The organism is Stenotrophomonas sp. STEN087 (genome assembly GCF_056759115.1).
In genome coordinates this window covers 92,016-104,655 of record NZ_JBRRCR010000001.1, presented here as the reverse complement: position 1 = coordinate 104,655, position 12,640 = coordinate 92,016, and the positions used below count along the sequence as shown (strand labels likewise).

General features: G+C 68.0%; 11 protein-coding genes. 3 read left to right on the top strand and 8 right to left on the bottom strand.

Annotated features, from left to right (window positions below; translation table 11 throughout):
* Positions 1-10 precede the first annotated feature (10 nt).
* The 5 genes from ACVOK1_RS00490 to ACVOK1_RS00470 all read right to left on the bottom strand — a co-directional run bounded on the left by ACVOK1_RS00490 (position 11) and on the right by ACVOK1_RS00470 (position 5,116).
* Complete coding sequence (locus ACVOK1_RS00490; protein ID WP_481560697.1) at positions 11-1,270, bottom strand: class I SAM-dependent methyltransferase; 1,260 nt, start codon at positions 1,268-1,270, stop codon at positions 11-13.
* The gene (locus ACVOK1_RS00485; RefSeq protein WP_108768960.1) at positions 1,267-2,034 is read right to left on the bottom strand and encodes a DUF1365 domain-containing protein; all 768 of its coding nucleotides are present in this window, start codon (positions 2,032-2,034) and stop codon (positions 1,267-1,269) included. Before ACVOK1_RS00485 ends, ACVOK1_RS00490 begins: the two co-directional genes overlap by 4 nt.
* A complete protein-coding gene (locus ACVOK1_RS00480) occupies positions 2,031-3,308 on the bottom strand; it encodes an NAD(P)/FAD-dependent oxidoreductase (RefSeq protein ID WP_481560696.1) in 1,278 nt (425 codons plus the stop codon). The genes ACVOK1_RS00485 and ACVOK1_RS00480 overlap by 4 nt, the downstream gene beginning before the upstream one ends.
* A gap of 2 nt (positions 3,309-3,310) precedes the next feature.
* Positions 3,311-4,264, bottom strand: a complete 954-nt coding sequence (locus tag ACVOK1_RS00475; RefSeq protein ID WP_406236244.1) for an acyl-CoA desaturase — start codon at positions 4,262-4,264, stop codon at positions 3,311-3,313.
* A gap of 84 nt (positions 4,265-4,348) precedes the next feature.
* Positions 4,349-5,116: a hypothetical protein gene (locus ACVOK1_RS00470; protein WP_481560694.1), complete on the bottom strand. Its 768-nt coding sequence runs from the start codon at positions 5,114-5,116 to the stop codon at positions 4,349-4,351.
* A 135-nt stretch (positions 5,117-5,251) separates the two neighbouring features.
* Between ACVOK1_RS00470 and ACVOK1_RS00465 the strand changes: the two genes are divergently transcribed.
* From ACVOK1_RS00465 to ACVOK1_RS00455, 3 genes are read left to right on the top strand one after another with little or no spacing between them, the layout of a single operon-like run.
* Entirely contained in the window at positions 5,252-5,875 is a 624-nt protein-coding gene (locus ACVOK1_RS00465; protein WP_481560693.1) for a sigma-70 family RNA polymerase sigma factor, read from the top strand.
* On the top strand, positions 5,872-6,555 hold the full coding sequence (locus ACVOK1_RS00460) for a ChrR family anti-sigma-E factor (protein ID WP_481560692.1): 684 nt from the start codon (positions 5,872-5,874) through the stop codon (positions 6,553-6,555). The genes ACVOK1_RS00465 and ACVOK1_RS00460 overlap by 4 nt, the downstream gene beginning before the upstream one ends.
* A gap of 19 nt (positions 6,556-6,574) precedes the next feature.
* Positions 6,575-7,261, top strand: coding sequence for an NAD(P)H-binding protein (locus tag ACVOK1_RS00455; protein WP_481560691.1), 687 nt, complete (start codon positions 6,575-6,577; stop codon positions 7,259-7,261).
* Here ACVOK1_RS00455 and ACVOK1_RS00450 read toward each other — a convergent pair.
* From ACVOK1_RS00450 to ACVOK1_RS00440, 3 genes are read right to left on the bottom strand one after another with little or no spacing between them, the layout of a single operon-like run.
* A complete protein-coding gene (locus tag ACVOK1_RS00450; protein ID WP_481560690.1) occupies positions 7,227-9,632 on the bottom strand; it encodes a response regulator in 2,406 nt (801 codons plus the stop codon). The genes ACVOK1_RS00455 and ACVOK1_RS00450 overlap by 35 nt on opposite strands.
* Positions 9,625-10,092, bottom strand: coding sequence for a response regulator (locus ACVOK1_RS00445; protein ID WP_481560689.1), 468 nt, complete (start codon positions 10,090-10,092; stop codon positions 9,625-9,627). Before ACVOK1_RS00445 ends, ACVOK1_RS00450 begins: the two co-directional genes overlap by 8 nt.
* Positions 10,089-12,326 carry an ATP-binding protein gene (locus tag ACVOK1_RS00440; RefSeq protein ID WP_481560688.1) on the bottom strand — a complete coding sequence of 746 codons (2,238 nt, stop codon included), beginning with the start codon at positions 12,324-12,326 and terminating at the stop codon, positions 10,089-10,091. Before ACVOK1_RS00440 ends, ACVOK1_RS00445 begins: the two co-directional genes overlap by 4 nt.
* Positions 12,327-12,640 lie beyond the last annotated feature (314 nt).

The window sequence follows — 12,640 nt, the reverse complement described above, 5'->3', positions numbered from 1 at the left end:
GCCTCCCATCTCAGGCCTCGCGGCCGGTGGGGACGTCGGTGCAATGGCCCGGGCGCGCCAGCAGCAGGTGCGACACGCCGATGGAGCGCTCCAGGAAACCACCCTCGCAGTAGGCCAGGTAGAACTCCCACAGGCGGCAGAAGCGCTCGTCGAACCCCTGTGCCTGCACGGCGGCGCGCTGGGCCAGGAAGCGCTGGCGCCAGGCGCGCAGGGTCAGCGCGTAGGAATGGCCGAAGTCCTGCTGGGCGATCAGCTGCAGGTCGCTGGCGCGGGTCTTGGCCGCCATGATCGCGTTGATCGAAGGAATGAAGCTGCCCGGGAACACGAAGCGCTTGATGTAGTCGACGCTGCGCCGGGCCTGTTCGTAGCGGTGGTCTTCGATGGTGATCGCCTGCAGCAGGGCCACGCCATCGGGCTTCAGCAGGCGCTGCAGGGTGCCCATGTAGGTGTCGAGGAACTCGGCGCCGATGGCCTCGATCATCTCGATGGAGACCAGCTTGTCGAACTGGCCCTGCAGGTCGCGGTAGTCCTGCATCAGCACGGTCACGCGCTCCTGCAGGCCGGCGTCCTGCACGCGCTGCACGGCCAGTGCGTGCTGTTCGGCGGAAATGGTGGTGGTGGTGACGTGGCAGCCGTAATGGCGTGCCGCATGCACGGCAAAGCCGCCCCAGCCGGTGCCGATCTCGACCACGCGGTCGCCCGGCTGCAGCTGCAGCTGCTGGCAGATGCGGTCCAGCTTGCGGGTCGAGGCCATTTCCAGCGGCTCGTCCGCCTGCGCGTACAGGGCCGAGGAATACATCAGGTCCGGCGACAGGAACAGCGCGAAGAAATCATTGCCGAGGTCGTAGTGGGCGGCGATGTTGCGGCGGCTGCCCTCGCGGCTGTTGCGGCGCAGGCGGTTCCAGCCGCGCAGCAGCCAGCCGGCGGCGCGTGCCGGGCCGCGTTCCATGCCGTCCAGCAGATCGCGGTTGCGCACCAGCAGGCGCACCAGCGCCACCAGGTCATCGCAGCGCCAGTCGCCGTGGATGTAGCTTTCGCCGGCGCCGACGCTGCCCAGCGCGGCCACCTTGCGGTAGAAGGCCGGGTCGTCGATGGTCACCGTGGCCTGCAGCGGGCCCTGGCCATCGCCCAGAAGCACCTCGCCGAAGGCATCGCGTACGCGCAGCTGGCCGTCGTGCATCGGGGCAAGCTGGGCCAGCAGGCGACGGCGCAGGAAGGCGTCCAGTGCACCGGCACGGGGCAGGGCCACCGAAGGCGTCAGATTGTTCATCGCGGTTTCTCGGCAAGGGAAGGGTGGTCGTGCACGGGGTTGCGTTTCAGCCACAGGCGCAGCGCCTGCCAGTGGATGGCGGCGACCACCTGCACGGTCATCAGCGGGTAGCCCAGCAGCACCCGCGCCAGGCCGCGGCCGTCCAGCGGATGGCGCTGCATGGACTGGGTCGCATCGAACTGGCGCACGCCCTCGCGCCAGACCTGCATGTGCACGCGCAGCGCATCGCCGGGAGCGTTGAAGCGCCAGTCGTAGCGGCAGTCCATCGGCATGAAGGGCGACACGTGGAAGCACTTGTCGAACTGCCAGCGCAGGCTGCCACCTTCGTGCTGCGCCTGCTCGACCGGCAGTACGTAGGCGTGGCGTTCCTTCCACGGCGTATTGGTGATGTCGGCGACGATGCAGTCCAGGGTGCTGCCGTCGGCCTGGTAGCAGTAGTAAAAGCTGACCGGGTTGAACACGTGGCCGCCAAAACGCAGGTGGGTCAGCAGCCGCACGGGTCCTTCCGGGCGACGGCCCAGCACGGTGGCGGCATGGTCGCGCACGGCATCGGCCAGTGGCACCTTCGCATCGCCCAGGTAGTCGCTGCGGCGGAACTCGGCCAGGTTGCGTCGGTTGACCGACCACAGCCAGCGCCCGGCGAAGATCGTGTCCAGCTCGTCCAGGTCCAACAGCAGCTGCGCCACCGGATAGCGGAATGCGTGCGCATGCGGATGGTGCCGCCGGTGCTGCACCTGCCCGACATAGAGCGCACTGGCGGTCATGCCGTGATCTCGGTCGGCCGCAGCGGCGAGGCGATGCCGGTGCGGGCGCGCAGCGCATCAACCGTGCGCCGTGCGCTGGCAATGCCGTCCTCGTGGAAACCCCAGCCCCAGTAAGCACCGGCGAACCAGGTGTGGCGGTGGCCCTGGATCTCGCCCCAGCGCTGCTGTGCCCGCACGGCGGCATGGTCGTGCACGGGGTGCGCATAGTGCAGTCGACGCAGCACCTTGGACGGATCGATGGCATCAGTGCGGTTGAGGGTCACCACCAGCGGCGTCTCGCCGGGCAGGCCCTGCAGCAGGTTCATGCAGTAGCTCACCGTGCAGGGCGCCGAAGGATCTTCCGGCACGTGCGCGTTCCATGCAGCCCAGGCCTTGCGGTTGGCGGGCAGCAGCGAGGCGTCGGTATGCAGCACGGCCTCGTTGGCCTGGTAGCGGATCGCGCCCAGCACCGCGCTTTCGACCGGATCGGCGTCTGCAAGCAGGGCGAGGGCCTGGTCACTGTGGCAGGCCAGGATCACCTCGTCGAAGCCCTCGATGCCCGCTGCACTGTGCACGCGCGCGCCCCACGGCATGCGCTCGACCGCCTGCACCGGCGTTTCCAGCCGCTCATGCACGCGCCAGCGGCCGCGCAGCGCCTCGACATAGCGCGCCGAGCCGCCCTTGACCACCCGCCACGGCGGGCGACCGGTCATCTGCAGCATCTGGTGATTGGCCATGAACTGCACCAGGTAGCGCGCCGGGAAGTCCAGCACGGTGGCGGTCGGCGATGACCACAGCGCCGAGGCCATCGGCAACAGGTGTTCCTCCACGAAGGCATCGCCGAAGCGCTGCTGGCGCAGATACTGTCCCAGCGTCGGGCCTTCGGCCTCGGCCAGCAGCAGCGGCGCATCCCGGTAGAAGCGGCGCAGGTCGGCCAGCATGCCCCAGAAGCGCGGCGAGACCAGGTTGCGGCGCTGGCAGAACAGGCCGTCCAGCGAGGTGGCGTTGTACTCCACGCCACTGCGGTCGCTGTGCATCGAGAAGCTCATGGTGGTGGGCTGTGACGCCACGCCCAGCTCGTCGAACAGGGCGGTCAGCAGCGGATAGTGCTGCGGATTGAAGACGATGAAGCCGGTGTCGACCGACATCTGCTGGCCGTCGACCTGCACCCGATGGGTGTGGGTGTGCCCGCCCAGATAGTCGTTGGCTTCATACAGGGTGACTTCGTGCTCGCCGTCCAGCCAGTACGCACTGGCCAGCCCTGCAATGCCCGAACCGATGACCGCGATGCGCATGCTCAGTCCTTCGCCTTGGCCAGCACCCACTCGGGTATCGGCTTCAGTCCGCTGACCAGGCCGACGGCGGCCATCAGGCGCAGGCCGTACCAGGTCAGGTCCACTTCCCACCAGCGGAAGCCCTGGCGGGCGGTGCCGGGGAAGAAATGGTGGTTGTTGTGCCAGCCTTCGCCGAAGGTCAGCAGGGCCAGCCACAGGTTGTTGCGGCTGTCATCGCGCGTCTCGAAGCGGCGGCTGCCGAAGCGGTGGGCCAGCGAATTGATGGTGACCGTGGCATGGAACAGCACCACAGTGGAGATGAAGAAGCCCCAGACCAGCAGCTGCGGGCCCGTCGTGTGCAGGCCGGGTGCCACGCGCTCCAGCAGCGCGCCGAGGCCGTACAGGCCCGCGGCCAGTAATACTGGTACGGCGATGTCGAAGCGGTCCAGCCAGCGCAGCTCAGGGAAACGGGCCAGGTCGGGCACGCGCGCCAGATCCGTGGCAAAGGCTTCGCGGGTCAGGAACCAGCCCATGTGGCTGCGCCAGAAACCGCCCTCATTGGGCGAATGCGGGTCCTGCGGCTGGTCGGCATGGCGGTGGTGATGGCGGTGGTGGGCGGCCCACCACAAGGGGCCACGCTGCACACTGGACGCACCGATCACCGCGAAGATGAACTGCACCGGGCGCGAGGCCTGGAAGGTGCGGTGCGAAAAATAGCGATGGTAGAAGCCGGTGATCGCGAACATCCGCACCGCGTACAGCGCCAGCGCGACCGCTACCGCGGTCCAGGACACGCCGACCCACATCACCCCCAGGCACGCCACATGCAGCAGGACGAAGGGCACGGCCCGCAGCCAGTCGATGCGGCCGCGCTGCGCCGGATCGGCCTGCGCCGCGGCGGCCTCGGTATCGAACCAGCGTCGCAGGGTGCGCAGCAGTCGCTCACGTCGGCGTGGAAGGGGCGCAGCAGCGGACATGGGCGAAGTCTCGAGGGCGTGTCTGTCCCTATCTACGCAGCACGGCGTGGATTGGATGCACTCAATCGGCATTGCGTGACCGCTTCACCTGCTGCTCACGCCGCAGGACGCCACCAGCGGTTGTGCCCAGGCCTGCTGCCACTGCGCCTGTGGCTGCGTCGTCGCGGGTGAGGCGAAGCGGACAATGACGGCCGGATAGGCGCCATGGCCATCACGCAGGTTGCTGGTGCCGCGGAATTCCAGCAGGCGGCGGTCATCATCGCCGTAGACCAGGGACAGCCGCGGAGCGACCGCGCCGTACCAGGTGGCCAGGCGCACCTCAATGGCCTGTGCCGGGGCACCCTGCCAGGTGAGCGCACCGGTACGGCGCACGCTGACCGGGTAGAAGCGCTGCCGGCCCGGCACCAGGAAGGGCAGGCGGACCTCTTCTCCCTTCATCAGTGCAGGCCAGTGCGCGCGCACCGCCGCGTCGAACCCGGTGTCGATCACCGCGTCGGCAGGCAGTGGCAGCTGCGCACGCCGTTCCGCGTCGGGCGCGCTTTCCTTCCAGTCGATGTTCACCTTTCCGCCGGCCACCACCACTCTGGCGGCCTGGCCGCTGCGTCCGTCCTGCAGCAGGTAGCCCCGCGCCTGCGGCTGGGCGGTGCCCGGCAGCTCCTTGCGTGCGAACGGGCGACCGTCCGGGCACAGGTACTGCACCCAGCGCGCCGCACCTTCGGGCTCCCCGCGCCGCCAGTGCACCTCGCGGTAGGCGGGGGTGCCGTCGGCCAGGCTGGCAACGCCTTCGCTGCGCAGCAGGGGCGTGGCGCTGGCCACGGTGGACAGGTACAGCAGCAGCCCGGCGGTATGCATGGGGGTCCTGGCAGGTTGGCCTGCTGAACATACGCACGACAGACCCAGCTGGATGCAGGGCGGTGCGCTGCATCCAAACCGGCCTCTGGTGCGTACAGCACACAGACTCCCTTCACCTGCCTGATCGCCGCCCGGATGTACCCTGACGCCGCCAGCCCTTCCTTTGACTTCCACGCCGCGCGCATCGTGTCCAGTTCCCAGCAGCCAAGCAGCGAGCCGACGAACTGGACCGGTGACATGGACGGTGTGGCGCGCCTGCGCGACCGCAGCTGTTTCATGCGCATCTATGACCACTTCATGCCGCGCCTGTGTGTCTACCTGCGCGGGCTCGGCGCGCCCGAAGCGGTGGCCGAGGAGCTTGCGCAGGAATGCCTGCTGCGCCTGTGGCTGCGCGCGGCCGACTACGATGCGGCGCAGGGTGCGCTGAGCACCTGGCTGTACCGGATCGCGCGCAACCTGCAGATCGACCGGGTGCGCCATGAGCGCAGCTGGATGCAGGTACAGGCTGCGGTGGAGGAAGCTGCCAGCGGCGACGCGCAGTCTCACAGCAGCGCCGAGCACTATGCCGACCAGGCGCGCCTGCGCCAGCGCATCAACGAGCTGCCGGCAGTGCAGGCGCGGCTGGTGCGCATGTCCTATTTCGAGGCCAAGAGCCACGGCGAGATCTCCGAGGCGCTGGGCATGCCGCTGGGCACGGTGAAATCACACCTGCGGCGGGCCTTCCTGCAGCTGCAGTCGAAGGTGGGGGGCATGCCATGAACCCGCACCACCACCTGCATGAATCGACCCTGCTCAGCTATGCGGCCGGCGCGTTGCCGGCGCCGCTGAGCGTGGTCGCCGGCACCCACCTGGAGCAGTGCCCGCATTGCCGCCGGCGCCTGCGCGAGGCCGAGGCCATCGGCGCGGCGCTGATCGAACAGACCCAGCCGATGGTGGTTGGCGGCCGCAGCCAGGCGCTGCGTGCGGCCATGCTGGCCGAGCTGGAGCGTGACGAGCCAGCGGTGGCTGCCATTGCCGTCGCGCGTCCGGCCGCGCCGCCGGTGGAGCGGCCGGAGGTGAGTGCGGACCATCTGCCGGCGTCCCTGCACCCGTACTTCGGTCGCTCGCTGGCTGCGCTTCGCTGGCGCTGGATCGCACCGGGCGTGCATTGCATCCGCTCCGCGGAAATGCCCTCGCTGATCATGCTCAAGATCGCGCCGGGCAAGTGCCTGCCGATGCACAGCCACGGCCGCAGCGAGCTCACCCATATCCTGCGCGGCGCCTACAATGATGCGCTGGGTCTGTTCGCGCCAGGCGATGTGGCTGATCTGGATGAAGATGTGGAGCACCAGCCGGTCACCGCACCGGGCGTGCCCTGCATCTGCGTATCGGCGCTGGATGCACCGCTGGTGTTCAGCGGTTGGCTGGCGCGCAAGATCCAGCGGTTCGTCAAGCTCTAGAACGCTGGAGGAAAGCCCGATGGGCAATGGCAACGCAATGCGGGTATTGCTGGTGGGCGCCACCGGGCTGGTCGGGCAGGGCGTGCTGCAGGCGTGCCTGCAGTCTGCGGATGTCGGCCACGTCGCCACACTGGTGCGCCGCCCGGACAGCGTGCCGGGCAACGTCGATGAGATCGTGCTGGCGGACTTCCAGCGAGCCGCCATCCTGGGCGATGCGCTCGCTGGATTCGACGCCTGTTTCTATTGCGCGGGCGCACCACCGGTGGGCACGGCCGAGCCCGAATACCGCCAGGTGACGCTGCAGGTGACCCGCGCCGTCGCTGAGGTGTGGGCGGCAGCCAATCCCGGTGGATGCTTCCTGTATGTGTCGGGTGCACATGCCAACCCGCACAGCCGGTTCATGCCGCTGCGGGTCAAGGGCGAGACCGAGCAGGCGCTTGCCGACCTGCCGGTGTGCACGGTGATGCTGCGACCGGCCGGCGTGAGGCCGGTATCCGGCACCGGCACGCGACACACGCTGCTCAAGCCGTTCTATCTGCTGGCCCGCCCGCTGATGGCCGTGGCCGAGGGGCTGCTGCCGGCGCTGACCACCAGCAATCGGGCCATCGGCCAGGCGATGATCGCGCTGGCCCGGCTTCCGTCGCCGCCGGCGATTGTGGAATGCGCTCAGATCAACGCGCTGGCGCGTGATCCTTCAGCACGCTGATGATCGACTCAGCCAGATCGCTACGGGTGAACGGCTTCGACAGCAGTGGCGCCGAACGCCCCTTGCTGCCAGCGGCATCGTGGTCGCGCGGATAGCCCGAGGTAAACAGCACGGCGACCTCCGGCCAGCGCTCGCGCACTTCACGGCCCAGCTCCCAGCCTGACATCCCCGGCATCACCACATCGGAGAACAGCAGGTCGATCTTCGCATCCGGACGCTCGAGCAGGCGCAGCGCGGACGGGCCATCGTGCGCTTCCAGCACGCGGTAGCCCAGCTGGCGCAGCGCCTCGACGGTGTAGGCGCGCACATCGTCATTGTCCTCGGCGACGAGGATGGTTTCTTCGCGCGGCTCGTAACCGGCCAGGCCGCTGGCCGCCACGGCGGTCTCGCAGGGCAGGTCCAGCGTGGAACGCGGGAACATCATGGTGATGCTGGTGCCGCCGCCCTCCACCGAATCGATCAGCACGTGCCCACCGGACTGCTTGACGAAGCCGTGTACCATCGACAGGCCCAGCCCCGTGCCACGGCCGACCTGCTTGGTGGTGAAGAAGGGCTCGAACACCTTGGCCATCGTATCGGCGGACATGCCGTGGCCGTTGTCGCGCACGCGCAGCATCACGTATTCGCCCGGCGTCGCATCCGGGAACAGCGCGGCATAGTCATGGTCGAGGTGGCTGTTGTCGATCTCCACCACCAGGCGCCCGCCGCCGGGCATCGCGTCGCGCGCATTCACCGCCAGGTTCAGCACCGAAGCCTCGAGCTGGCTGACGTCGAGTTCGACACACCAGATGCCTTCACCGGTGCGGATGTCCAGCTGCACCAGTTCGCCCAGTGCCCGCTGCAGCATGTCATGCATGCCCAGCAGCGCGTCGTTGAGGTTGACTGCCTGGCTGCGCAACGGCTGCTTGCGCGCAAACGCCAGCAGGCGCTGGGTCAGGCTGGCGGCGCGGCCGACGCCCTTCAAGGCGTTGTCCAGCGCACGCGCACTCATGTTGCCGGGCTGGCCGTCACGCTGGTTCAGCAGCATCGCGTGCTCGACGTTGCCGGCGATCACGGTCAGGATGTTGTTGAAGTCATGGGCAATGCCACCGGTGAGCTGGCCCACGGCCTCGATTTTCTGTGCCTGCCGCAGCGCGTGCTCGGCCTGGATGCGGGCGGTGGTTTCCACGGCCTCGGAGACCACGGCGGTCACCGTGCCCTCGGGACCCTGCAGCGGCCGGAACGAGAAATCAAAGCTGCGGCGACCGGTGGGTAGTTCAAGATCCATCGCCTGCACGGCGCTGCGGCCGCGCGCGGCATCGGCCACGGCCTGGTCGACGACGCCGGCGAGCCCGGGCGTCGCGGCAAACCACGGCGATTCGCAGAAGGGCAGGCCGATGACATCGTCTTTCTCGGCCAATACCGCGGCGAGCGAGGCGACATTGGCATCGACGATGTGGCCGCTGCGGTCCAGCAGCACCTGGTGCTGGAAACTGGATTCAAAAATGGCCTGCAGGCGGCGCTTGCTGGCCTGCAGTTCGGCGGTACGCGCCTGCACCTGCCGTTCCAGCGATTCATTGTCCTCGCGCAGCGCCAGCTCGGCACGCTTCAGCGAGGACACATCGCTGCCCAGGCAGGTATAGCCGGTGACACTGCCATCGGCGGCACGCTCGGGGACGCAGTCCATCTGCAGGAAGCGTGACTCGCCACTGCGGTGAACGAGGGTGACCTGGAAGCTGGCCCGTTCGCCGGCCAATACCCGCTGCAGGCTGGGCAGGGCGTTGGCAAAGGCCTCCTCGCCGCCAACGTCCGCGGCGGTCTGGCCAAGGATGCTCTGCAGGTCGGTGCCGTGCCAGTCGAGGAACGCCTTGTTGGCGAAGCGGTAGCGGTGGTCGGTGCCGAGGTGGGCGATCAGCGCCGGCACAGCATCAGTGATCTGCTGCAGCTGCGCCTGGCTTTCGTCCAGCGCGGCGCGGGCCTGGGTCAGCTGGTTGCGCTCGCTGGCTTCCTGGCGCGCGCGACGGATCGCGTCGGGCAGGCGCTGCAGGCGCTGCTTGACCACATAGTCACGCGCGCCACGGGTCAGGGCCTGCACCGCCAGCTCTTCGGTCAGGGTGCCTGAGACGAAGATGAAAGGGATGTGCGGCGCGCGCTCGCGCGCGAGGTCGAGCGCGGCATCGCCGTCGAAGCCCGGCAGCACGTGGTCGGCCAGGATGACGTCGAAACGATCACTCTCGATCGCTTCGATGAAGGCGTCGCGGGTCCACAGGCGCTCGATCTCGAAATCCAGCCCGCCCCGCTGCAGTTGCGCCGTGATCAGCTCTGCATCGAGCGCGCTGTCCTCCAGCATGAGGATGCGCAGGCGCGAAGCACGGCGCGTGGCATCACGCATCGCGGGGACCTGTTCCGAGGGAGGGGGGCGGTGGCGGCTGGTTGGTGATGCCCCAGAACATGCCCAGCCCTTGGATGGCGTCGAAGAATTCCTTGAAGTCCACCGGCTTGACCACGAAGGCATTGACGCCCAGCTGGTAGCTGCGCACCAGGTCCTGCTCCTCGCGCGACGAGGTGAGCATGACGATCGGCGTGCTGCTCAGCGTCGCGTCGTTGCGCACCTGCTCCAGCACTTCCAGGCCGTTGATCTTGGGCAGCTTCAGGTCGAGCAGGACCACCACCGGGCCGCCATGCTGCGTCCCGGCATAGGCGCGTTCGCAGCGCAGGTAGTCCAGTGCCTCGGCACCGTCGCGCACATGGATGACGTCGTTCAGCAGCTGGCAGCGTGCCAGTGCTGCCATCGTCAGCTCGGCATCCTTGGGGCTGTCTTCAACCAGAAGGATAGGCCGCAGATCCCTCATGGGTGTTCTCCGTTTTGATGGGGCAGGGTGAAATACAGGGTGGCGCCCTTGCCAAGTGCGCCTTCGGCCCAGGTGCGGCCGCCATGGCGGCCGACGATGCGGCGGACATTGGCCAGGCCGATGCCGGTGCCTTCGAATTCCTCGACGTGGTGCAGGCGCTGGAACACGCCGAACAGCTTGTCCACGTAACGCATGTCGAAACCGCAGCCGTTGTCGCGGACGAAGAAGACGTTCTCCTCGTCGGTGCGTTCATAGCCGATCTCGATGACGGCATGCTCGCGTTCGCGGGTGAACTTGACGGCGTTGGACAGCAGGTTCTGCCAGACCAGGCGCATCATCGTCGGGTCGGCCTCGATGACCGGCAGCGTGCCGACCTTCCACTCGATCTCGCGCCCGGCATAGTCGAAGGCCAGGGTGCGGCGCACATCGCTGACCAGGGCGCCCATGTCCAGGCGCATGCGGCCCAGTGTCGAGCGGCCCATCTGCGAGAAGCTCAGCAGGTCATCAACCAGTGTGCCGGCCGACTTGGCCGATTCGACGATGGTGTCCAGGAAGCGGCGCTCGGTGGCGTTCAGGCGTTCGGCGGCGGAACTGCCAAGCAGCTCGGAATAGCCGACGATGTGCCGGAAGGGTGCACGCAGGTCATGGCTGACCGAGTACGAGAACGCCTCCAGCTCCTTGTTGCTGCGCAGGAGCTGCTCGTTGAGTTCGGCCATCTCCTCGGCCTTGCGCAGCACGATGTCGACGATGGCGGTGCGCATCTCGTGCGCGGCATCGCGGTCGGCATCGGTCCAGGGCAGGCTGCGCTGCTGCACGGTCTCCTTCCACGCTTCGAAGGAATTGCGTGGTGACAGCACCGTTCCCGGCGCCGCGGTCTTGCGCGGGTCGCCGCCCCAGCGCACGGTGCGCACCACTTCGGGGCGGAACCACATCAGGAAACTGTCGTGCAGCTGGGAGATCGACACCGCCAGCAGGCCGCTCGCGGTGTCGGTCAGGGCTTCGCCCGCGGGCCAGGTGCTGGCCAGGTGATCGGTGGCATAGACCTCGTCGCCGGCGTGCTCGCTGGCCAGCCAGTGGGCGATGTCCAGCACCTCGTTGCGGGCGGGGCAGTGCCCGACCAGCAGGCAGTCGCCCTTGTGCACGATCGCAGCGCCGGCGGCATTGGTCAGCGACATCAGGCTGGCCGGATCCTGGCGCAGCGCGGCCATGAACTCTTCGTCACCGGCCATGCGCCCCAGCAGCCGGACCAGTACCGAGCGGCGGTTGATGCGTTCTTCAACTGCACGGGCCCGTTCCTTCAGGGCAATCTGCAGCGAGACGATCTGGCCCATGAACTCACAGGCGGTGCGCACCGGGTAGGGCAGGCGCCGGGCATCCGCGCTGTGGCATGACACCAGGCCCCACAGCTGGCCTTCGTGGATCAGTGACACCGACATCGACGAGCCGGTGCCCATGTTGCGCATGTACTGCAGGTGCACCGGCGATACACTGCGCAGTACGGACAGGCTCAGGTCGGTCGGCGCCGCATCGGCATGCTGAGCGGCGCGCACCAGCGGCACCGCGCTGTAGTTGGCATCGGCGATCAGGCGCACGCGGTTGCGGCGGTAGAGTTCGCGCGCCTGCGCCGGGATGTCCGACTCGGGGAAGCGCAGGTCGAGATAGGAGGGCAGTACCCCGTTGCCATCCTCGGCGATGACGATGCCGTTCCAGCCGCTGTCGAACTGATAGACCAGGGTGCGGTCGAAGCCGGTCATCGCACGCATGTGTTCGGCGGCGATCTGGCACAGCGCCTCGACCGTGCTGGCGGTTTCGATGGCCGCCATCAACTGGCGGATGGCCGGATACAGCGCCTCCAGCGAGGTCGGCTGGCCCGCAACCGGTGATTCCAGCTCCAGCAGCAGCGCCTGCGGCGAGCGATGGGCCAGCACCTGGTGCCGCCCGTATTCCGGCAGTTCGATGGCGCCGAGGTGCACCGAACTGTCCACGGCCATCTGGCCGACCGGCTCGACGCAGTCCGCCAGAGTGCCGCCCAGTACGTCGGCCAGCGACTGTCCCAGCGGGTCGCCGAAGCGTTCAAGCAGAGCTGGCTCACTCACCGCGCGCTCGAGGACCTGCAGCGAGTGCGGATCGACCACCAGCAGCACGCCGTAAGGCTGGATGGCACCTGGCGTGTGGATGGGCTCACGCGCGCAGAGGTCCAGCGCTGTGTCCTGCGCAGTCTCAGCAGATGACATCAGCAGCAGCGCTCGCGGTTCGGGGCAGGTTGGCAGCGCCGGAATGCACGCCACGTCGCAGGTCTGAGTCGGTAGAAAAAGGCATCGCTACATGGTGAAGCAAAAATCGTGATTCGCATACCACTCTTTCATGTGAAGACGCAGGGCTACGATGCTGAACAATTCAGCCATCAGTCCGCATGGCAACGCCAGGCATTCGCGGTGCGTGCATCAGTGCTGCACGCGTGCTGCACGCGCGGCTGCATACAGTGAAGGCACCCCCCTGATGGTGACGCCGCGTGGACCTGCAGCCTTCCGTTCCTTCCTTCGATCGT

What these genes read in the sequence shown, in the direction of transcription:
- ACVOK1_RS00490 (WP_481560697.1), bottom strand. Translation starts at nt 1,270, where the DNA reads ATGAACAATCTGACGCCTTCGGTGGCCCTGCCCCGTGCCGGTGCACTG.
- ACVOK1_RS00485 (WP_108768960.1), bottom strand. Translation starts at nt 2,034, where the DNA reads ATGACCGCCAGTGCGCTCTATGTCGGGCAGGTGCAGCACCGGCGGCAC.
- ACVOK1_RS00480 (WP_481560696.1), bottom strand. Translation starts at nt 3,308, where the DNA reads ATGCGCATCGCGGTCATCGGTTCGGGCATTGCAGGGCTGGCCAGTGCG.
- ACVOK1_RS00475 (WP_406236244.1), bottom strand. Translation starts at nt 4,264, where the DNA reads ATGTCCGCTGCTGCGCCCCTTCCACGCCGACGTGAGCGACTGCTGCGC.
- ACVOK1_RS00470 (WP_481560694.1), bottom strand. Translation starts at nt 5,116, where the DNA reads ATGCATACCGCCGGGCTGCTGCTGTACCTGTCCACCGTGGCCAGCGCC.
- ACVOK1_RS00465 (WP_481560693.1), top strand. Translation starts at nt 5,252, where the DNA reads ATGTACCCTGACGCCGCCAGCCCTTCCTTTGACTTCCACGCCGCGCGC.
- ACVOK1_RS00460 (WP_481560692.1), top strand. Translation starts at nt 5,872, where the DNA reads ATGAACCCGCACCACCACCTGCATGAATCGACCCTGCTCAGCTATGCG.
- ACVOK1_RS00455 (WP_481560691.1), top strand. Translation starts at nt 6,575, where the DNA reads ATGGGCAATGGCAACGCAATGCGGGTATTGCTGGTGGGCGCCACCGGG.
- ACVOK1_RS00450 (WP_481560690.1), bottom strand. Translation starts at nt 9,632, where the DNA reads ATGCGTGATGCCACGCGCCGTGCTTCGCGCCTGCGCATCCTCATGCTG.
- ACVOK1_RS00445 (WP_481560689.1), bottom strand. Translation starts at nt 10,092, where the DNA reads ATGAGGGATCTGCGGCCTATCCTTCTGGTTGAAGACAGCCCCAAGGAT.
- ACVOK1_RS00440 (WP_481560688.1), bottom strand. Translation starts at nt 12,326, where the DNA reads ATGTCATCTGCTGAGACTGCGCAGGACACAGCGCTGGACCTCTGCGCG.